The 22,081-nt window shown below is 51.4% G+C and carries 15 protein-coding genes; 14 read left to right on the top strand and 1 reads right to left on the bottom strand.

Annotated features, from left to right (window positions below; all coding sequences use genetic code 11):
• Positions 1 to 6: 6 nt before the first annotated feature.
• A complete protein-coding gene (gene lplT, locus G3I67_RS05550) occupies positions 7 to 1,353 on the bottom strand; it encodes a lysophospholipid transporter LplT (protein WP_163652372.1) in 1,347 nt (448 codons plus the stop codon).
• Positions 1,354 to 1,480: 127 nt separating this feature from the next.
• Between lplT and smc the strand changes: the two genes are divergently transcribed.
• From smc to G3I67_RS05480, 14 genes are all read left to right on the top strand, one after another.
• Positions 1,481 to 5,011, top strand: coding sequence for a chromosome segregation protein SMC (gene smc, locus G3I67_RS05545; RefSeq protein ID WP_163652370.1), 3,531 nt, complete (start codon positions 1,481 to 1,483; stop codon positions 5,009 to 5,011).
• 28 nt (positions 5,012 to 5,039) lie between these two features.
• The gene (locus tag G3I67_RS05540) at positions 5,040 to 6,098 is read left to right on the top strand and encodes a cell division protein ZipA C-terminal FtsZ-binding domain-containing protein (RefSeq protein WP_163652899.1); all 1,059 of its coding nucleotides are present in this window, start codon (positions 5,040 to 5,042) and stop codon (positions 6,096 to 6,098) included.
• Between the two features lie 12 nt (positions 6,099 to 6,110).
• Positions 6,111 to 8,165 carry an NAD-dependent DNA ligase LigA gene (gene ligA, locus G3I67_RS05535; protein ID WP_163652368.1) on the top strand — a complete coding sequence of 685 codons (2,055 nt, stop codon included), beginning with the start codon at positions 6,111 to 6,113 and terminating at the stop codon, positions 8,163 to 8,165.
• Positions 8,166 to 8,174: 9 nt separating this feature from the next.
• Positions 8,175 to 10,223: an amidohydrolase family protein gene (locus G3I67_RS05530; protein WP_163652366.1), complete on the top strand. Its 2,049-nt coding sequence runs from the start codon at positions 8,175 to 8,177 to the stop codon at positions 10,221 to 10,223.
• A gap of 131 nt (positions 10,224 to 10,354) precedes the next feature.
• Positions 10,355 to 11,014, top strand: a complete 660-nt coding sequence (locus G3I67_RS05525) for a response regulator transcription factor (protein WP_163652364.1) — start codon at positions 10,355 to 10,357, stop codon at positions 11,012 to 11,014.
• Positions 11,014 to 12,423 (top strand): histidine kinase dimerization/phospho-acceptor domain-containing protein, encoded by a 1,410-nt coding sequence (locus tag G3I67_RS05520; RefSeq protein ID WP_163652362.1) that lies wholly within the window; start codon positions 11,014 to 11,016, stop codon positions 12,421 to 12,423. Before G3I67_RS05525 ends, G3I67_RS05520 begins: the two co-directional genes overlap by 1 nt.
• Before the next feature lie 82 nt (positions 12,424 to 12,505).
• Positions 12,506 to 13,054, top strand: a complete 549-nt coding sequence (locus tag G3I67_RS05515; RefSeq protein WP_163652360.1) for a DUF4214 domain-containing protein — start codon at positions 12,506 to 12,508, stop codon at positions 13,052 to 13,054.
• Positions 13,042 to 14,346 (top strand): TolC family protein, encoded by a 1,305-nt coding sequence (locus G3I67_RS05510; RefSeq protein WP_163652358.1) that lies wholly within the window; start codon positions 13,042 to 13,044, stop codon positions 14,344 to 14,346. Before G3I67_RS05515 ends, G3I67_RS05510 begins: the two co-directional genes overlap by 13 nt.
• 2 nt (positions 14,347 to 14,348) lie before the next feature.
• Positions 14,349 to 16,139 carry a type I secretion system permease/ATPase gene (locus G3I67_RS05505; protein WP_163652356.1) on the top strand — a complete coding sequence of 597 codons (1,791 nt, stop codon included), beginning with the start codon at positions 14,349 to 14,351 and terminating at the stop codon, positions 16,137 to 16,139.
• Positions 16,136 to 17,362: a beta-barrel domain-containing protein gene (locus G3I67_RS05500; protein ID WP_163652354.1), complete on the top strand. Its 1,227-nt coding sequence runs from the start codon at positions 16,136 to 16,138 to the stop codon at positions 17,360 to 17,362. Before G3I67_RS05505 ends, G3I67_RS05500 begins: the two co-directional genes overlap by 4 nt.
• Before the next feature lie 95 nt (positions 17,363 to 17,457).
• Positions 17,458 to 18,810, top strand: coding sequence for an MATE family efflux transporter (locus tag G3I67_RS05495; RefSeq protein ID WP_311197049.1), 1,353 nt, complete (start codon positions 17,458 to 17,460; stop codon positions 18,808 to 18,810).
• Positions 18,811 to 18,951: 141 nt separating this feature from the next.
• Positions 18,952 to 19,203 (top strand): FeoA family protein, encoded by a 252-nt coding sequence (locus tag G3I67_RS05490; RefSeq protein WP_163652352.1) that lies wholly within the window; start codon positions 18,952 to 18,954, stop codon positions 19,201 to 19,203.
• Positions 19,196 to 21,085 carry a ferrous iron transporter B gene (feoB, locus tag G3I67_RS05485; protein WP_163652350.1) on the top strand — a complete coding sequence of 630 codons (1,890 nt, stop codon included), beginning with the start codon at positions 19,196 to 19,198 and terminating at the stop codon, positions 21,083 to 21,085. The genes G3I67_RS05490 and feoB overlap by 8 nt, the downstream gene beginning before the upstream one ends.
• A 9-nt stretch (positions 21,086 to 21,094) precedes the next feature.
• The gene (locus tag G3I67_RS05480; protein ID WP_163652348.1) at positions 21,095 to 22,051 is read left to right on the top strand and encodes a glycosyltransferase family 9 protein; all 957 of its coding nucleotides are present in this window, start codon (positions 21,095 to 21,097) and stop codon (positions 22,049 to 22,051) included.
• Positions 22,052 to 22,081 lie beyond the last annotated feature (30 nt).

Genomic DNA, 22,081 nt, shown 5'->3' with positions numbered 1-22,081 from the left:
TTGAAATTAGTGGCAATCTTTTAAAGCGGACCCATGACCATCCTGCCCGATTTGTTCGATTAATGTCGGGTCGTGGCGAAGGTTGAGCTTGCTCCAGTGAATGATTAACAGCATCAGGGCTGCAACCAGAATGCCAAAGATCGCGATAATGACGCCAATCGACATATTGAGCCAGAGCATCAGCGTGTAGACGGCGACCATCAAGAGAATATTCAATTGTTCATTGAAGTTCTGAACCGCAATCGAATGACCAGCCGATAGCAATACATGACCGCGGTGCTGGAGCAAGGCATTCATCGGAACGACGAAATACCCGGATGTCAGGCCAATGATGATCAGAAGACTGTATGCAGCCCAGGGAATCGATGCGCCGAAGATATGAATTGTCCAGGAACCATCAATCAAAGGCATCAGTAAAACCGTTAAGCCCATGACAACACCAAGCGGTAACACTCCAAGCGCACTGCGTAGTGGCACGCGGCTTGCAAAAATAGAGCCAACAACCGTTCCCAGGGCAGTAATGCCCATCAGAATGGATGCCTGATCTAGACGATAACCTAGTTGATTGCGACCCCATTCGATCACGATCAGTTGCAATGTGGCGCCAGCGCCCCAGAACAAGGTCGTGACCGCCAGAGAAATTTGACCGATTTTGTCTTTCCACAAGATTTTCACGTAGCCGGCAAACGCCTTGATCAGTTTGGCCGGGTTCTTTTGTTGGGCAGGATACTTGATGTGCGTGGCAGGGATCATTAAGTTGCAAGCTGCCGCAAGCGCATAGACGACAGTGATGACCAGAATGGCGGCCTCGGCTGGGGTATGCACCAAATTATTGATATAGGGGTGGGACAGTAACCAGCTGGAAACGGAGGGTGAGACGAGTACACCGCCCAGAACGGTCCCGAAAATAATGGAGAGAACGGTCAGACCCTCGATCCATCCATTGCCTTTGACTAAATCAAGCGGAGGAAGCATTTCGGTGACGATGCCATATTTTGCAGGGGAATAGGCAGCTGCTCCAATCCCGACTAAGCCATAAGCAACGCAAACTAAAACTACCTGAGCGGATTGATCGAGGCCGAACAAGGCATAAAAGAACATGAGCAAACAGCCCGAAACCTTGATGGCATTGGTAAGAAACATGACCCATCCCTTGGGGAAAGAGTCCGAGAACGCTCCTACAAAGGCCGCCAGCAGGACATAAGAGGCGGCGAAAAACCACTTCATCATGGGTGCCATCCAGTCCGGCCCCTGCAATTGTTGAATCAGCGCAATTGCCGCAATGAACAGGGCGTTATCTGCCAGCGAAGACAGCGCCTGGGCAGCCATGACAATGTAAAAGCCTCTTTTCAATGGAAATTCCTAAAAATGATAAAAACGAAACCGAGTATAGCTTCTTCAGTAATTGAGTAGCGAACTTAAAACTGCCCTCAGCCTGCGTTATGATCTACAAGATTTCATTATAAATAGTGCTCCTACTGTGCGTCTGACCCAGATCAAACTTGCCGGATTTAAATCCTTCGTCGATCCGACCGTGATCCCCACGCCCAGCCAGCTTGTTGGCGTGGTCGGGCCTAACGGATGCGGTAAATCAAACATTATTGACGCTGTCCGATGGGTGATGGGCGAGACCCGTGCGTCCGAATTGCGCGGCGAGTCCATGCAGGATGTCATTTTCAGTGGTTCCGGACAACGTAAACCCTCTGCGCGCGCCTCCGTCGAGCTCGTTTTCGACAACAGCGAAGGTCGTGCCATCGGGCAATGGGCCAGTTATGCCGAAATCGCGGTCAGGCGTGTGTTAACCCGCGATGGCACCAGCAGTTATTTCATCAACAACCAGCAAGTGCGTCGGCGCGATGTTCACGATATTTTTCTGGGCACGGGGTTGGGCGCGCGAGGTTACGCGATTATCGGTCAGGGGATGATTAATCGCCTGATCGAGGCCAAGCCTGAAGAGCTGCGTGTTTATCTTGAAGAGGCCGCTGGCGTATCCAGATATAAAGAGCGTCGTCGCGAAACCGAAAACAGGCTTTCCGATACGCGAGAAAATCTGGTTCGGGTTGATGACATCTTGCGTGAGCTGACCTCACAGCTGGAAAAACTCGAGTCGCAAGCCGAGGTTGCTCGCGAATACCGCAGCCTGCAGGCGGATGGAGAAACAAAACAAAACGCGCTCTGGTATCTTAAAGAGGCGGCTGCACATGAAGAGCGCGCCAGAACGCAGGAAGAAATCGAACGCGCACAGACCGAGCTGGAAGCATCCATGGCCGGATTGCGTGCAACCGAGGCGGCGCTTGAGTCGCGCCGTCAGGCGCATTATGCAGCGGGTGATGCTGTTCACGCAGCGCAAGGTGACCTGTACGAAGCCAATGCCAAGGTAAGCAGCCTGGAAGCTGAAATCCGGCATGTAGTCGAATCGCGCAATCGAGTTCAAACGCGTCGTGCACAGCTTCAGGTGCAGATGGACGAGTGGTCGTCTCAAAAAGAGCATTGCCTGGCTCAAATTCAGGAAAGTGAAGAAGAGTTGATGACGAGTGCTGCTCGCGCTGAGGAAGCGCGTGAGCATGCGTTAGCCGCACAGGCAGGCTTGCCAGATATCGAAGCCAAAGTGCGTCATGCCGCTGCCTCTCGCGACGAGATGCGCGCGGCGCTGGCGCGAGTCGAGCAGAATCTTGCGCTCGTTGCGCAAACGCAGCGTGAATCCGATCGTCAGTTGCAAGTGCTTGAATTGCGTCGTGAACGTCTGACGCTCGAGTTACAGGGCGTTGATGCCCCCGATACGGCACTGCTTGAGCAACTGGCCGGCGACAAGCTGGTGAGCGAGGAGTTGTTTGAGGAGGCGCAGGCCGCACTTATCGAATTGGAAGATCGACTGCCACAGGCTGATGCGCGTCGTGCAGAGGCCCAGCAGCAGGCGCAAACCGAAGCTGAATCGCTCGCCCGTTTGGACGCCCGTTTATCCGCATTGCTACGTTTGCAGGAAGATGTTCAGAAAAAGGGTGCTCTTGAGCCATGGCTGGCCAAGCATGAGCTTTCGGGCATGGGGCGTTTATGGCAGAAACTTCATGTGGAACCCGGCTGGGAAACTGCGATTGAGGCGGTTCTGAATGAACGAATGACAGGCCTTGAAGTCCGCAGTCTGGATTGGGCAAGGGCTTTTGCTAGCGACGCCCCTCCGGCCCGCCTGGCTTTTTACCAATTGCCCGTAGCTGCAGCAGCCGCTGCTGCCCCAGCCGGCCTGACGCCACTGACCTCCATGCTGAGAATCAGTGATCCCGAGTTGCGCACACTGATGCAGGAATGGTTAGGTCAGGTATTCATTGCGAACGATATTACCCAGGCACTTGCCGCCCGCAACACCTTACCCACCGGCGCTTTGTTTGTCGTGCAGGGGGGCCATCTTGTTGATGCGAACAGTGTTCGCTTTTATGCCCCGGACTCTGAGCAGGCGGGACTGCTGGCGCGCCAGCAGGAAATCGAAAATCTTCAACGGGAAATTAAAGCCAGTCAGTTGATTGCTGATCAGTCCCGTTCTTCAGTTGCTCAAGCCGAATCGGCCTGGCAGCAGATATCCCAGGCCCTTCCGGCGGCTCGACAGCGTGTCGCAGAAATCACCAAGCGTCTACACGATATCCAGCTCGAGCACTCACGCGTTTTGCAATTGGTTGAACAAACACGAGAAAGATCGGGCCGGCTTGGACAGGATATTGCCGAAGTCACCACGCAGCAGGAAGAGCTGCTTGCGACCAAGCTGGAAGCTGAAGCGCGTTTCGAAGAGTTGGATGCTGAACTTGCCAATATGCAAGAGGCGTATTCCGAGGCTGAAATCGCAGGTGAAGCACTGGCCGACGAGGCACAGGCGGCGCGAAATCGATTGCGTGATCAGGAGCGTGGAGCACAAGAGGCCGAGTTCACAGAGCGTGGCGTGCGTGCTCGCATCGCGGAATTGCAGCGAAACCAGCAGGTCGCCACCGAACAGATTACGCGTGCGCAGCAGGAACTGGTCGGACTCGAATCTGATCTGATTACCTTGGATGCGGCAGCGGCGCAGGCCGGTCTGCAGGAAGCGCTCGAGTTGCGCGCAGAACATGAAGAAAAATTGAATCTGGTGCGTATCGAGATGGATACGCTGGCTGCACAGTTGCGCGAGGCCGATGAAGAGCGGTTGACGATTGAGAGGTCGCTCGAGCCGCGTCGCGAACGCATCATGCAATTGCAATTGCAAGAGCAGGCCGCGCGTTTGGCCACAGAACAATTTGCCGAGCAATTGGATGCTCGTCAGGTGGATCGCGAAGTCGTCAAGGCTTCGCTGGTGGATCAGCCTGAACAGTGGTCCAAACCTTCCTGGCTGCAGTCTGAAGTGCAACGCATTACGCGCCAGATTGAATCCCTTGGCTCAGTCAACCTGGCAGCTCTGGACGAGTTGAATGCATCGCGTGAGCGCAAGGGTTATCTCGATGCGCAATATGCTGACTTGCAAAATGCAATTGAAACCCTTGAGGACGCAATTCGCAAGATTGATCGCGAGACGAGAGATCTGTTGCAAACCACCTTTAACGATGTAAACAAGCATTTTGGCGAACTTTTCCCCAAATTGTTTGGTGGTGGCGATGCGCGCCTGATCATGACCGGCGACGAAATTCTCGATGCTGGCGTGCAGGTCATGGCCCAGCCGCCCGGAAAACGAAATACTTCGATCCACCTGTTGTCTGGTGGTGAAAAAGCCTTAACGGCAACAGCACTGGTATTCGCACTGTTCAAACTGAATCCTGCGCCATTCTGCCTTCTGGACGAGGTTGATGCGCCTCTGGACGATGCAAATACCGAGCGTTATGCCAATCTGGTTGGCAGCATGAGCGATCAGACTCAGTTCCTGTTTATTTCTCATAACAAGATTGCGATGCAAATGGCAAAACAGCTTGTAGGTGTGACTATGCAGGAACAGGGTGTGTCCAGAATTGTGGCCGTAGATATTGAATCCGCTCTGCAGCTCGCTGCAGAGGCTGCTTGAGCGTGCGAAGATGAACATGAGCTTTAATATGAGCTTGCAGGGATATTTGATCATTGTCGGTTTGGCACTCATCGTGCTGCTGTTGTTGTTTAACTGGTGGCAGGATTACAGGGCGCGTCGACGGATGCAGGCGCATATGCCGATCATTGAACACGATCCGTTGTTGGCCGATGGATCCACGGCATCTTCTGCAACCAGAGTTGAGCCGGGCATAGGCCAGCCGCATATTTTCGATTCTGTTTCTACCGATTCCATTGAGCAACCCCACGCCGAAGCAGTGTCCTATCAGGAAGAGTCTGATCCGACGATAGAGGTGGTGATCGAAATCACGTTTCAAGGTCCAATCGCGGGAGAAGACTTGCTGCCGATGCTGGCTCCGATGCGAACAGCCGGGCGCAAACCTGTGAGGATTTTTGCACAGGACTCGGAAGGACATGTCAGTACGCAAATCAGGCCAGGGTTCAATTATGTCTCGGTCCAGTTGGCTGTGCTGCTTGCCAACAGAACAGGATTCCTGACTGCAATCGAGTGGTCCCAGATTTGGAATAGAGCGCAAAGTCTTGCAGATCAACTCGAATGCACGATAGATGGGCCTGATCAACAGTCAGTGCTCGAAGCGGCCTCCAAACTTGATGACTTATGCGCAGGCTTGGATAGGCAAGTCGGGCTAACCCTTTTGCTCGGTTCTTCGAGGCCTGTAGCGGATGTGATGAGCGCAGCGCGAAACATGGGATTTGTCCCGGCAAATGGCGCAATGGCCTGGCTGGGCGATCATGGAATGGTTTGTTTCACATTGTCTCGCGCAGATTTAGAGTCGTTCGATGCTGGCATGGCAACAGTCGATCGCCTAAGCTTGTTGCTTGATGTGCCTTGCAGCCCGCCTGATCCGCGTGCGTTTAGCCGAATGGTCGAAGTAGGGCTCGAGTTGGCGCAACGAGTCGGGGCCGAACTTGTAGACGATCAGGATCGTCCATTACAGCCCGGATCGGAAGCGCAAATAGACGAGCGTCTTCAAACGCTTTATTCGCAACTAGAGACAGCGGGCTTGGCGGCTTCTAGTCCGCGTGCGCGCCGCGTATTCTCCTGATTTCCGTCTGGAATGCCCTTGGAAGGACAAAACGATTTATTCGCCGAGCCTGTTGATCGCATCGATTGGCTAAGGGCGGAAATCGAACGTCATAACCACGCCTATTATGTTCTGGATCATCCGACGATCTCGGATGCGCAATACGATCAATTGATGCGAGAGCTTCAATCACTTGAAGCAGCTCACCCTGATCGCATCACGATGGATTCACCGACTCAGCGAGTAGGTGCCGCGCCTTTGTCATCTTTTGGAAGCGTGACGCATACTGTGCCTATGCTTTCGCTGGGTAACGCTTTCGAGGATGGTGAAGTCGAAGCCTTTGATAAGCGAGTGGCCGATATGCTGCGCGCTGCCGGTAAATTGCAGCTCGATCGAAGTGTCGAATATTTTTGTGAGCTCAAGCTTGATGGACTGGCATTAAGTCTAAGATACGAGAAGGGCTTGTTGGTTCAGGCAGCTACTAGAGGCGATGGTCAGACGGGCGAAGACGTCACCGCCAATATCAGAACGATTAAATCGATTCCTTTGCGCCTGAAGGACGATATGTATGCCATCCCCGATGTGGTAGAAGTGCGGGGTGAGGTGTTCATGAATTTGTCCGACTTTCGAAAGTTGAATGAAGCGCAGGAAAAAAAGGGCGAGAAAGTATTTGTAAACCCGCGTAATGCCGCAGCTGGCAGTTTGCGGCAATTGGACTCCCGTATCACAGCCCAGCGCCCGTTGAGGTTTTTCGCTTATGGATGGGGCGAGGTCGGAGAAGCGCCATTTTCAACGCACAGCGAAATGTTGGACTGGTTAGCGGGCTTGGGAATGCCAGTCAACGACTCTCAACATGTCATAGCACAGGGCCCGAGCGAGTTGCTGGCTTATTATCGTATGGTGGGTGAAAGGCGCCCCGCCTTGCCCTATGACATCGATGGTGTCGTTTACAAGGTGAATCAGCTTGAAGCGCAACGTGTTCTGGGTTTTGTTGCGCGCGCTCCGCGCTTTGCGATCGCACATAAATTTCCTGCCCAAGAAGCCACAACCACGCTGTTGGACATTGAGGTTCAAGTCGGTCGAACCGGCGCAATTACTCCTGTCGCCAGACTTGCACCTGTATTTGTCGGGGGTGTCACAGTCACGAATGCTACGCTTCATAATGAAGATGAAATCAATCGTAAGGATGTAAGAATTGGCGATGTTGTAGTAGTGCGTCGCGCGGGCGATGTGATTCCGGAAGTCGTCGGACCTGTGCTTGAAAAGCGTGGGGCCGATGTCAAGCGCTTTGTCATGGTGACTGCCTGCCCGGTCTGTGGATCCGCAATCGAAAAGCTCGAAGACGAGGCGATTGCGCGTTGTACAGGCGGATTATTTTGCGGTGCTCAACGAAAACAGAGTTTGATTCATGCTGTAGGACGCAAAGCACTCGATGTAGAGGGTTTGGGTGAAAAGCTTGTCGAGCAGTTGGTAGATCGTGGACGTATTCATTCGCTAGCGGATTTGTATGGCCTAAATAGTCTTGAACTTGCGGGCTATGATCGAATGGGCATGAAGTCGGCGGAAAAGCTGGTCGAGGCCATACAGAAATCCAAACACCCCCTTTTGGGACGTTTGATTTTTGCCTTGGGTATCCGCCATGTGGGCGAGACAACCGCTCGGGATCTGGCGATTCATTTTGGCTCGATCGAAGCACTGATGTCTGCGGATCTGGATCGCTTGCTTGATGTCCCGGATGTGGGGCCTGTCGTGGCAGGTTCAATCGTCCGATTCTTTGCTGAACCACATAACATTGAAGTGGTGCGTGCATTACAAGCGCAGGGTGTTTCGCCCAGGACAGAGGATGCGCCCCAAAGCAGTGGCTTAAGCGGAAAAACTTTTGTATTGACCGGGACATTGCCTGTCTGGTCGCGTGATGAGGCGTCCGAAAAAATCATCGCGGCCGGCGGCAAGGTCAGTGGATCGGTTTCACGCAAGACTCATTATGTCGTAGCAGGCGAAGATGCGGGCAGCAAGCTCGTGAAGGCCCAAGAGCTAGGTGTCGCGGTTTTGGATGAAGCGGGCTTGCGTAAACTGTTAGACAGTTAAATTTTCAACATGCTTAATTTTCTGATTTCACTGGCGTTGACGCTAGGCTTGTTGGCTAGTGCCAATGCCGACCCCGCAAAAACGACGCGTTATACGATCTTGCTTGAAAACGGCACACTTGCCGGAGAGCAAACCGTAGAGCGTGTAGGTCAGGATATTTTTAAAGTTCATTTCGATTTTAAAGAAAATGGACGTGGTCCGACGCTTGATGAAACGATCAAAATGGCACCGGATCAGACAATGCTCGAATACCATGTTAAAGGCACCTCCGAGATGGGGGGCATGGTCGATGAGCGCTTTATCCGCAAAGGCAATGTTGCGGAATGGTCCTCCAAATCCGAGAAAGGGTCCAAACGTCTGCGTGGTAAAGGGTTTTACCTGCCGCTCGACTCCTCATGGCAAGTCAACTCGCTGATGATCAGTGCGCTATCGAATTCTCGTCCATCTTCCTTGCCACTTTTGCCCGAAGGTACTTTGGTGCAGCATCGTTTGGCCGAGCAAGTGGTGACGCACGAGGATCAGAGTCAGGTTGTGCAATTGGTGATGCATACCGGCATTGGGTTGAGCCCGCAGTTCTTTTGGGCGACGACTGGTGCGGACAGTCATTTGTTTGCTGTGATTCTGCCCGGAAATTTTGCGGTTATTAAAGATGGATGGCAATCAAATTTACTTGAACTTAAAAATACGCAGATAGAAGAGACGGCCAAGATCCTGGCGGTCAGGGCGAAAGAGCTGCAACATCCCATGACAGGACTGACAGTGATCAGAAACGCCAGGGTGTTTAATTCCGAATCGGCAACACTAGGTTCTTTATCCGATGTGTACGTTTTGCGTGGAAGAATTACCGGGGTATATCCTGCCGGACAGAACCTGACTCCCGTTGATAATGAAATCAATGCGGCCGGGCGCGTGATGTTGCCGGGACTTTACGATATGCATGCGCATATCAACAGGTGGTCCGCTTCTTATCATTTGACTGCAGGGGTGACATCAGTAAGGGATCTGGGCAACGCCAATGCCGAATTGCAGAAAATGATCGATGATACGCTGGAGGGTAAATTGCTCGCCCCTCGTTTGATTCCGGCCGGCTTTGTCGATGGTGATAGTCCGTATGCTTCGCACGATGGATTTACGGTCACGGACATCAACGATATTAAACATGCGATCGACTGGTACACGTTGCGCGGGTACTATCAGTTAAAAGTTTATAACTCCTTTCCCCCTGAACTGCTTGCCGATACGGTCTCTTATGCGCATAAGCGCGGACTCAAAATCAGTGGGCATGTGCCGGCTTTTGTTCGTGCCGACGATGTGTTGAATCAAGGATTCGACGAATTGCATCATGTGAATCAATTGTTGTTGAATTTTCTGGCGACCGACAAAACCGATACTCGAACATTGGAAAGGTTTTATCTCCCGGCAGAAAAAGTCGCTGCGATGGATTTCAATACACCCGAAATACTTGAATTCATCGAGCGCCTGAAACAGCGCAACACTGTGGTCGATCCTACGCTGGCCACATTCGATTTCCTGAAGCATCGCGATGGTGAAGTGGCGGAGCCTTACAAGAGTATCGCCCCCAATATGCCGCCAGATATCGTTCGCAGTTTTAAAACCGCCACCATGAAGATTCCGGACGAACAGACAGCAAAGCGATATGAGGCCTCATACAAGAAGATGATCGAATTCGTCGGTAAACTTTATCGTGCGGGTGTGCCTATCGTTGCAGGTACGGATGGATTGGCGGGCTTTACCTTGCATAGTGAACTGGAGCTATACGTGAAAGCGGGCATGACCCCTGCGCAAGCGATACAGGTAGCGACATGGAACGGTGCAAAATATTCGAATACGTTGAATGACCGCGGCAGCATATCGCGCGGAAAGCTTGCGGATCTGATCTTGATTGATGGTGATCCCACTCGAAATATCGAAGACATCCGCAAGGTTTCTGTGGTCATTACGCGCGGCAAGCTAATTTATCCGAACCAGATTAATGAGGCTCTTGGAGTAAAGCCTTTCGTTAAGACGCCACCTAAGTTGATTAAATTGAACGAATAAATAGAAAACTAATTAAAACTTTGTTTTATTGAAAAAAGTTCTTTTCTTTCTTAGGAAGTGATTTTGTTCAGAATTCGTTAAGGATTCAAAACCTAAAATTTGGCGTTGATCGTTGATTTGGGAAATTCCTGATGCGTTTACTTCTGGCCGAAGATGACTTGATGCTGGGCGAGGGGATTCAGGCAGCCTTGAAGATGTCGGGCTATGCCGTGGACTGGGTACGCGACGGCAAGCAAGCGTTGCTTGCGCTGGGGACTGAAGAGTATGCGGCGTGCATACTGGACTGGAGCATGCCAAAGCTGGATGGCGGCGAGGTCCTTAGGCAATTGCGTCAGCGCGGCAACAATTTGCCGGTTTTAGTGTTGACCGCTCGGGACAGTCGGGAAGATAAAGTTATGGGACTGGATGCAGGAGCGGATGATTATTTAACTAAACCCTTCGATCTGAGTGAATTACAGGCGCGCTTGAGAGCGCTATTGCGACGCACCTCAGGTTCTGGGGTGAGAGTGTTGAGCTACAGGGGACTTTCACTTGATCCGGCGGCCAGGCGTGTCACGCTGAATGGACAGCCCGTTACATTGTCCTCAAAGGAATACGCATTAGTCCATGACTTGATTAGCCACCCGAGTCATATTCGATCGAGGGCGGATTTAGAACAAAGTTTGTACGGGTGGGGTGAAGAAGTGGAAAGCAATGCTGTCGAGGTGCATATCCATCATTTGCGCAAAAAACTTGGAGCTGATTTGATCAAAACAGTGCGTGGCATGGGATATGTCATGGGAGATGTTTGATGTCAGTCCTTTCGGACAATACCCCCTCGTTGCGCAATAGACTAGTTCTGACTATTTCGATCAGTCTATTGTTGGTTTGGGGGTTGGTGGCCTGGTTCGCTTACGATAAAGGCCTGCACGAAGCCGAGGAGTTGATGGATGGTCAGCTCGCTTTGTCGGCTCGACTCTTGGATGGTCAGATTAGTCATGAAGAGAACTTGCACCCTGATGCCTGGTATCCAAGGCGTGATGCCACATTAGACTCTACTTATCCGGCATTGATCGAAAATCTGGATCCTGCAGGTCGCCTGCCTTATGAACAAGAGCTTGCATTTCAGATCTGGACGATCAATGGCGTGCTCAAGCTTCGATCATCAAATGCCCGAGGTATGGAGCGAATCATGACCACGGGCTATCAACTTCAGACCTTCAATGATCAAGTATGGCGTGTTTACACTAAGAGCGTACGAAATGACCAGTACATGATTCAGGTTGCCCATCCGGTCACGACACGCGACCAGATCGGTCTGGATGTGGCTGGGCGAGCCACTTTGCCGCTATTCTTCGCTTTCCCTTTCTTGCTGTTGCTGGTTGTGTGGGCAACACGCCGATCCTTAAGGCCGCTGGATGCTATCGCCCACAACCTGACAAACCGCTCGATGGATGAATTGGATCCGGTTCTATTGTCCGGTGTGCCTGAAGAGTTGGTGCCGATTATTCAGGCATTTAATTTGATGCTGGATCGGGTCCGCTTGAGTATTCAGAACGAGCGCCGATTCACGTCCAATGCGGCGCATGAATTGCGCACTCCTTTGGCGGGGGTCAAGCTGTATGCGCAACTTGCGCAGGCAGCCACTGATCCGCAAGAGCGTGCTCGTTTTATCGAGCAGGTCCTTAAGGGCATTGGAAGGTCCGAGCGTCTCGTGGAGCAGATGTTGAGACTGGCGAGACTTGATCCCGACAATGCTGATTTAAAAAACACCATGGAGATAATCGATATCCGCACCTTGTTGCTGGAAGTGCAGGATGTCGAAACAATTAACACCAGAGAGAAAAATCAAAAAATCCAGTTGATTTTGCCAACTGCCGAGCTGACCATACGAGGACATCATGATTTGCTGATGGTAGCGCTGTCCAATTTGATAGGAAACGCGTCCAGATACTCGCCATCCCATACCACGCTAACACTGGGTTGCCGAAGCGATGAGACTGAGTTAGGTCTTTTTGTTCTGGATCAGGGACCTGGAATCGGCACCGAAGAGCTGCCGACCATCAGTCAGAGATTCAAGCGAGGCAAGGATGTGATCGCCGAGGGTAGTGGTTTAGGCTTGGCGATCGTTGAAAGAATTGCCAATATTCATGGCGCGAGGCTTTTCTTGTCCAATTTGCCCCAGGCAGGCCTGAGAGCCGAATTAATCTGGAAAAAATGATTACGAACCGGGGATTCTTAAGATTGTCCTAAGAATCAAAGTGCAAAATTACCAGAATGGTAATTTCTCAAAGGAGTTGAACATGAGCAGATACGAAAACGAATACGATGACGACCGCTACGAGCGTGATGACGATCGCTACGAACGTGACGACGATCGTTACGAGGTTCATGATAACGACGACCGATACGAGTCGCACTACTATGTCGTGCAGGCTCCAACGCCCACATCTCCCCCAGTTGTGTATCACATTGATGATGACGCGGATGGACAGGCATTTCGCCTGTACATGGCTGCCCTGGACAGAACGCCAGACTCATCCGGATTAGCGAACTGGATGTCGGTAATTCGAAGCGGTGTCGAGCTTGATGATGTTGCAAGCGGTTTTGTGAATAGCGTCGAGTTTCAGCAGAAGTACGGCGCGCTGGATAACGGCGAGTACGTCAACCAGCTATATCACAATGTACTGGATCGGGACGCGGACGATGCCGGATACGCAAACTGGGTTGGTCATCTAGAATCAGGTCAGACGCGAGAGTTCGTCCTGGTTGGTTTTTCGGAATCAGCGGAAAATCAAATGCAGGCAGCCGCATTAGTGAATGGAACTGACTATCAGGCATGGGTAGGCTAGTCTTCGAGGTGACCTTAAAGATTCTGGCGGGGTTGTTGGGCGTAACATTTGCCTCAATGGCCTTTGCCCAGAATTTGCAGCAAAGCGTATTGATCGCTTTATCGCAATATCCAACAATACTGGCGGCACAGGCTCGACAAAATGCGGCTGAGTCCGACATTGGCCGCGCACAAAGCGCCCATTGGCCACAAGTTGCGTGGTCGGGGACGCAAAGTACATACAACGCGGGCAATGTCCCCAATAATTGGATTCAGTCTCCCACGGTCAGTTTAAATGTATGGTCTGGATGGAGGATTGAATCCGATGTCGAGCGTTCGCGCTCGCTTGCCGATGCAGGTAAGCATCAGCAGCGCATCACCCGCGATGACGTCGCCTTGTTGGCTACCGAGGGTTATCAGAATTGGGCGCGATCCCTGGAGCTTGTTCGATTAGCTAGAAAAAATACCGATGAGCACAGGCGTATTCGGGAATCGATTTATGAAATGACGCTGATCGATCAAGGTCGACGCATAGATCTAGATCAAGCCGAGGTCAGGTTCGAAAATGCTAGTCTATCACTTCAGCAGCGCGAAGCGGAGCTGATGATAGCTACACAGCGACTTACCCGGATGCTGATGGGACGTTTGCCGCAAGCTCCGGAAGGTTTGGATTTTAAGGTGACGCGGGTTCCGGCTTCAGCCGAGCAGGCATTAACGGATATCAATGACACACATCCCAAAATAGCCTATCAGAAGTCTCAAATCGAGGCTGCTCGCGCGGGTGTTGTAAACGCTCGCTCGCAGCATTCTCCAACCGTCAACGTAACGTATGGAAAGCAGGTGTATCAGGGATCGGGGCAAGGCGATTACGTTGCCCAGCTTAATGTTCAGATTCCGATATTCACGGGAGGAATGGCAGTCGCTGCGACGGATACGGCATTGGCGCAATTGCGCGCAGCTGAATACGATCTGCAGGATGTGCAATTGACTCTGCGCGAAAAGTTGTTGTCAGCCTGGTCTGAATGGAAGAGCGCCCAAAGCAGGGCGCAGTTGGGTAATCGCCAATCGAAAACCGCAGAATCACTTGTCCACGGGTATGAAAGTCAATTTCAGATTGGTAGACGGTCCTTACTCGATCTTTTGAACGTGCAAAATGATTTGTATACCTATAGTAGCAATGCGGTAAATGCGGTGTTCGATGAGCGTATCGCGTACGCGCGTATTTTGGCTGCGACAGGGCGGCTTGCACATGCCTATCAAAGCAACGGAAATCAGAATCCTGTCGATCAACCCATGACGCAGATCGTCAGATAATCATGTCCAATCACGATCAAAACAGTTTGAATAATACGGATAGCGTATCGAGCAGATCCCTTGACTGGTTTTGGGGAACGCTTTGGAAATTTCGTTCGTTCTACTTTGAATCGATGGTTGCAACAGTCGTTGCGAACATTCTGACGTTGGCATCGGTTTTTTTCACCATGAATGTCTACGACAGAGTCGTGCCTGCGCAAGCATTCATGTCGCTTTGGACGCTCGCGATCGGCACTGTGGTGGCGATATTGCTAGAGTTCATGATGCGTTGGGTGAAAGCACGCTTGGTCGATCTTGGCGGTAAAAAAGCCGATTTAGCGATCAACGCCACGTTGTTGCGGGAAATCATGGCGATCAAATTGGAGCATCGACCGCAATCGATTGGAATATTCGCCAGTACCATGCGGGATTTTCATGCATTGAGGGATTTCTTCTCGTCTGCGTCGCTTGTTTTGGTCGCGGATATTCCTTTTACGCTGCTGTTCCTGATATTGATCGGGATAGTAGGGGGGCCACTTGTCTGGGTTCCGGTTGTGCTAATTCCGATATTGATCTTGATCGGATTCATATCTCAACGTCCGTTGATGAAGTCCATGCGATCGGGAATGAAAGAGTCGGGCGATCGCCAGAGCGTATTGGTTGAATCGATTCTCAATCTCGAGCTGCTAAAGGCCCATCACGCCGAATCCTATCTGCAGGATCGCTGGGAAAAGTCGAATCTAGCTGCAGCTGAGTCATACAAAAAGTCCAGGTCAGTCACCAATTTAGTGATGGGGTTGACGGCGGCTTGTCAGCAATTGGCCAGTGTTGCGATGGTGGTATGGGGCGTATACATGATATCGGCTAATACCTTGACATTGGGTGGCTTGATTGCGTGCGTCATTCTGACCGGCAGGGCCATTGCGCCTTTGGGCAACATCATGTCCTTGGCGTCTCGCTATCAACAGGCGCGCTCATCTTTGGAGACGCTCGACATACTCATGCAACGTCCCAGCGATATCCAAAAGGGAAGGCAATACATTCAGCCTGAACGCTTCAGTGGCAGAATTGCGGCTGATGCAGTTGAATTTTCCTATCCTGGAGCAAATGCCCGTCGTGTACTGCAGAGCGTATCAATAGGGATCGAACGCGGTGAGCATATTGCTTTGCTTGGAAAAATTGGCAGCGGCAAGAGTACTTTTTTGCGTGTAATGGCCGGATTGTATTCTCCTACCAGCGGGAGCGTTCAAGTCGATGGAATTGATTATCGTCAAATCGATCCTTCCAGCATGCGTGCGAACATAGGATATGTTGGCCAGGATCCCCAATTGTTTAGAGGCTCTTTGCGGGACAATCTCAAGTTGTCCGATCAATCGATTTCGGACACTCAACTTATCGATGTTTTGAAAAGTCTGGATCTATACGAACTGATTGAGTCGCATCCCATGGGCTTGGATATGCCATTGACCGAAGCCGGTGGGGGATTATCCGGTGGCCAGCGTCAGTTGATCGCTATTGCTCGGATGATGGTTCGCAATCCCATCTATGTTTTTATGGATGAACCAACCTCCAACATGGATAAAAGTACAGAGATGCGTGTGATAGAAGTGCTGAAGCCTTGGCTGGAAGGGCGCACACTTATGTTGGCGACGCATCGGCTTGAATTGCTTTATCTGACAGAGCGTGTGGCTGTATTCGATCGAGGATCCTGTATCGCGCAAGGGACGCGCGAGGCCATCATGCAGCAACTTGCCCGTGGTGAGCAAATCGCTCGCAAGAAAGCTCAAGCGCAGACTGGGCAGGATGAAAAATGAGCAAAGTTAATTCTGGGAGAAAAGGCCTTGCAGATGAACGTAGTCTTGCATCCGAAATCGATGAGCGTCGCGCTTTGCGATATCTGGTTTGGACAACAACGTTAGCTGTTGTTGCGGCGCTTGTATGGGCAAGTGTGTTTGAACTCGAGGAAATCACTCGAGGCCAGGGAAAAGTGATTCCCGTACATCGGGAACAAGTGATTCAAAGCCTGGATGCGGGTGTGCTTGCCGAACTACTTGTCAGGGAAGGGGATATAGTTGAAAAGGATCAGATTCTGCTCAGGATCGATGATGCGCGATCCGGTCCCGTGTACAGAGAGGCGCGTGAAAAGTTGCTATCCCTGTCGGCACAGGCAGCAAGGTTGCGTGCCGAGGCATATGGGTTGCCATTATCCTTTTCCGATGAGTTGAAAGATGAAATCGCATTGCAAGATCGTGAGCAACGTGCATATTTGGCGCGTCAGCATGCACTGAATGAGCAAGTGGCGGCACTGACGCAATCTCTTCAAGCGATCGGGCGGGAGATTTCATTAACTGCCCCGATGGTGAGCAAAGGGTTGTTATCAGAGGTTGAGTTGCTCAGATTAAGGCGTCAGCAGGGTGATTTAAAGTCACAACTCGCAGATCGTAAAAATCGCTATGTCACCGATGCAAACAATGAATTGATCAAAGTGGAGTCGGAGTTGGCGCAAACCAGACAGACTGTTCTGGGTCGAGAGGATACTTTCAAGAAGTCAGTCATTCGTGCGCCGATGAAAGGAGTGGTCAAGAATATTCATGTTGTCACTATTGGTGGCGTGATTCAGGCGGGACAAAGCATTCTGGAAATTATTCCGGATGACACTTCTATGCTGGTGGAAGCCTTTGTGAAACCTTCCGAAATCGCGTTTTTGCATGTCGGACAACCTGTCGTGATCAAATTGACCGCCTATGAGTTCAATCGGTTCGGGGGACTGCATGGAACGCTGGAGCACATTAGTCCTGACACGATGCAGGATGAAAACAAGCAGAGAAAACCACTCGCCAATTCCGTCGACTTGGACGAGGGGTACTACAGGCTTTTGATCAGTATCGCGAATGAAGAGTCCAAAAGACAAGGCTTGATCCTTAAACCCAAGCCCGGGATGACTGCGACGATTGAAATTAAAACCGGTCAAAAAACCGTTCTGGAATATCTTTTCAGGCCATTGCAATCGGTAACGCAGGCATTAACCGAGCGTTGATGACCTGATTTACATCGAAGAATACGAGTTCGCCCTGTGCTAAAGTGAGTTGAGATAAAAAGAACCTCCAAGCTCGCCAAGAGACAACCGCACAGGTGAAGCCTATTTCCTCAGATATTCAGAGACTGCAAACCGGTCCGATTCTATCGACATTGCTCCGGCTAGCTGTGCCCAATGTGCTTGCTTTGGTGATGCAGGTTCTAGTGGGCATAACCGAAACCTATTACATCGGGCGCTTGGGTACGACACCTCTTGCAGCGATTGCACTGGTTTTTCCTTTTGCCATGCTGACCCAGATGATGTCATCAGGCGCGATGGGAGGCGCTGTTTCTTCGGCAATCAGTCGAGCATTAGGCGCATCCAATACCGAGCGCGCGAATGCGCTTGCGGTCCACGCGATTACGATAGGAGCTTGTGCCGGGACGATTTATTCATTGATATTCCTTGCCTTCGGCCCTGTTTTTTATCAATGGCTCGGCGGCAGTGGTGCCGTGCTTGCCGAAGCGGTGCGGTATTCAAATGTGTTGTTCTGTGGCGCTTTTGTTTTGTGGCTGGGTAATACGCTTGCTTCCATTTTGCGAGGCACGGGCAACATGGTGATTCCTTCTTTTGGAATTTTTGCGGCCGCATTATTGCAAATCCTTCTTGGAGGCATACTGGGTTTGGGGCTGGGCCCTATCCCGTCGTATGGGATGGTTGGAGTTGCGGTGGGACAAATCCTCGCAATAGCTGCATGCGTTTTGTTTTTCCTCTGGTACCTCTTATCCGGCAAAGGTCGCCTGAAGTTGCGTTTGCGTGGCGTGAGTTTTCAGCGTGAAATGTTTTTTGATATTTTGAAAGTGGGCGCACTCGCATGCTTGTCGCCTGTTCAGTCTGTACTGGCCATACTGATTTTTACCGGATTGATTGCCAGACTCGGCGTTTTGCCGTTAGCGGGATACGGAATAGGTCAGCGACTCGAATTTTTATTGATCCCGATTTCATTCGGTATCGGAGTGGCTTCGGTGCCCATGGTCGGTATGGCAATCGGTGCCGGCAATGTTGTCCGTGCGCGGCGAGTCGCCTGGACGGCGGGTTGCGTATCGGCCTTTAATCTTGCGTTAATTGGCGGATTATTCGCGATTGCTCCTGACTTGTGGGGGCCGCTGTTTACCTCTGATGAAAACATCCTTACATATGCTAGGCAGTATTTGCATATCGTTGGTCCGGCATTTCCATTTTTTGGTTTTGGGTTGACGCTTTATTTCGCCTCTCAAGGGTCAGGCAAAGTGTTGGGCCCGGTTCTTGCCGGAACAATAAGATTGGTTTTGGTGGCAGGAGTAGGGACTTGGCTGATCAATGCCGGAGCAGGGGCGTCTGATTTCTATTGGTTGATTGCCTCAGCTATGTTTGTGTATGGCATTTCGACTGCAGCGGCCATCAAGTTCACGCCGTGGGGAAAAGCCTGAGAGGGGCCTGCTCTGCGGCGCACCATCATAAAAAATGGATATTGGCACTATAATAAGAATGATTATCGTTTAGATTAATCCTGTCGTTTATGATCCCGTGCAATCTTGCGAACGAATTTCCAGTGTTTTTATCTTCCATTCATGCAACAGCTTCATCAAGCCAAAATTGGTCAGGCATATCGTATTGTCGCCGTGCGTCACAGTCAGGCAATGCCTGAATGTGATCGCCAGTTAAACGAGCTTGGGTTTATGCCCGGAGAGCAAATCGTCTTGTTAAGGCGAGCCATGCCAGGGGCCGACCCGCTTGTCGTGCGAATTGGTATGTCGACGTTCGCACTCCGATCTGCGGAAGCCGCTTGCGTCGAAGTTGAGCTAGAGGATACGCATGGTTGAGCAGGCGAGAGTTTATTTTCATCCTACCGGTCCGCTCGTCGCTTTGGTCGGTAACCCCAATTGCGGCAAAACTGCGTTATTCAATCGTTTAACCGGTAGCCGCCAGAAAGTGGCCAACTATGCCGGCGTGACTGTAGAGCGCAAAGAAGGACGCTTGATAACACCCAAGGGCAAGACGTTACGCATACTGGACTTGCCGGGTACGTATAGTTTATATCCGCGATCTTTGGACGAGCGGGTCACTTGCGATGTGTTGGCTGGTCGCGCCGTTGGAGAAAAAAAACCTGATTTGGTCGTATGCGTGGTGGATGCGACCAACTTGCGACGCAGCTTGAGATTGGTATTGGCAGTTCAACGACTGAATATCCCGTTTATCGTCACGTTGAACATGTCCGATGAAGCGCGCGCGCGCGGGATTCACATCGATGAAATCGCTTTGTCCGAAGAACTCGGTGTGCCTGTGGTGTCAACCGTTGCTGTCGAGGCGCAAGGAGATGAGCCGCTTCGCATAGCGCTGGATCAGCCCGATAGCTGGAAGCATATTGTCGATCCCCACATTGCGGATGAAACCGAGCCTGATCTGATTCACATGGATCACGAAAGAGTGCAAAGCATCCTGAAGCATCTGGATCTTGATCACGTTACTCCGGACCTCAAAAGCGAAAAATTGGATCGTGTTTTGCTGCATCCCGTTGCCGGACCTGCGATCCTCGTCGTGCTGTTGTTTGTGATCTTTCAGGCTATGTTCAGTATGGCGGCGATTCCCATGGAGTGGATCAAGGAGGGGACTCTCTGGTTGTCTCAGCAGATTGTCGACACCATGCCGGATTCATGGATACGCAGCCTGATTGTCGACGGCGTAATCGCTGGCGTGGGAGCCGTGGTCGTGTTTTTGCCGCAAATTCTGATTCTCTTCGGATTCATTCTGGCGCTCGAAGAGTCGGGTTATCTACCCCGTGCCGCATATTTGCTGGATCGACTCATGGGGACTGTCGGTTTGTCGGGTCGTTCGTTCATTCCCTTGCTGTCAAGTTTTGCTTGTGCAATACCTGGAATCATTGCAACACGTACGATTCCTAATTCAAGAGACAGAACGGTAACCATGCTGATTGCGCCCTTGATGACTTGCTCGGCCAGGCTTCCTGTTTACGCTTTACTCATCGCTGCGTTCATTCCGCAGCGAATCGTATGGGGTGCGCTGGAGTTGCAGGGCATCGTGATGTTTTCCCTATATGTTGCGGGCATAGTGGGGGCCATGGCCGTTGCCTGGGCACTGAAAAGATTTACCGAATCAGGTCGCCAGATTCGTCCATTGATGATGGAGTTGCCAACTTATCGCATCCCTAATCCCCTTAATATCGCAATCGGTCTATGGCAACGGGCGCGACTTTTCATGAAGCGAGTCGGTGGCGTGATCATGGTGATGACCCTTGCCCTGTGGTTTCTGGCTAGTTTTCCGGGGGCCCCGGAAGGTGCGACCGGTGCGGCAATCGAATATAGTTTTGCCGGAATGATGGGTAAAGCTTTGGCTGTTGTGCTTGCGCCCATCGGATTCAACTGGCAAATTTCGATCGCACTGATTCCCGGCATGGCTGCGCGCGAAGTCGCGATCAGTGCGCTCGGAACTGTTTATGCGTTATCGGCAACCGGGCCGGCGGGCGCCGATACCCTGGCCCCTGTCATTGCACAGCAGTGGGGATTGCCGACTGCACTGGCTCTGCTTGCCTGGTATGTTTTTGCACCGCAATGCCTTTCCACTCTGGCAACTATCAAGCGCGAATCAGGTGGCTGGAAAATTCCGCTGATCAGCGTGACCTATTTGTTTGCTTTGGCGTATCTGGCGGCATTTGTCACTTACCGGATTTCACTGGCCTTGTTGTAAGCTCTTGGCATGAAACAGGTCGTCGTTTTTATACGCAGCATGAAGTTTCTGGGGACACAGATCGTGTCCTATCCGCTGCTATATCAAATCAAGCAGTTCTGGCCGGATTGTCATTTGCGCGTAGTTGCTCAGGACGATGTAGGCAAACACTATCTGTCCCTACCTTGGGTGGATGAGTTCGTGCGCGCGAATAGTTTGGGTGAAGTGTTTGCGGCCATGCGAAGGCAAGACGATCTGCTGATAGTTCTGCATTTTGCGAGCGATAAATACGGTGTGGCAGCATTGCTTAAAAGACCACGTATTCGGCTAGGGTTCAAGAATCGTCGCATTACCGATTTTGTGTGGACGCATTCTCATCCTAAAAACTTTGGCGAGTACATGGGGTTGGGAAATCTAAGAGTGTTGGCGGCGTATCGCGATTTTGATCCGGCAAATGCCGCCAGAAATGCGATTTGCGCATTAGCCCATTTAGCGCAATCAGTTGTTGCCCCGGCCGATGTCGTCTTGATGCCCGGTGGCGGAGCAGGGGACTGGAAGCGTTGGCCCATTCAAAAATATGTTGAACTAGCCGATGCCCTGAAGATCAAACTCATTGAGAATAAAGCGTGGACGGTTGCGCCGAAATTTTGCTTCGTGCTTGGTCCTGACGAGGCAGGGGAATACGCTTGGTTACAGAGTCTGGGGCGTGACGATTTTGTTTTCCTGATGACGCAGCCTATTTTCGAGATTTCCAAAGCAGTGATGCAAGCCCGTTTGATTGTTGCGAACGATTGCGGCCCTTCGCATTTGGCACAATTTTCGGGCAAGCCTTATGTCGGCGTATTTCACGAACCCAATCGCGAATGGTTTTGGGCGCGTGAAACCAGTGAGGATGTCATTCCGGCTGACGGCACCACAGAAATCGGCCATGTGGCCGTAAATGACGTGTTCAAGGCCTGTTTGAAGGTACTCAACAGCCTTAAATAAGTCATGTTTCTGATGCCTGTTTGAAAGAGC

Origin of the sequence: Sheuella amnicola (assembly GCF_010499255.1) — a bacterium.
Taxonomy (GTDB): domain Bacteria; phylum Pseudomonadota; class Gammaproteobacteria; order Burkholderiales; family Burkholderiaceae_B; genus Zwartia; species Zwartia amnicola.
This window is presented reverse-complemented; position numbering and strand designations above follow the sequence as displayed.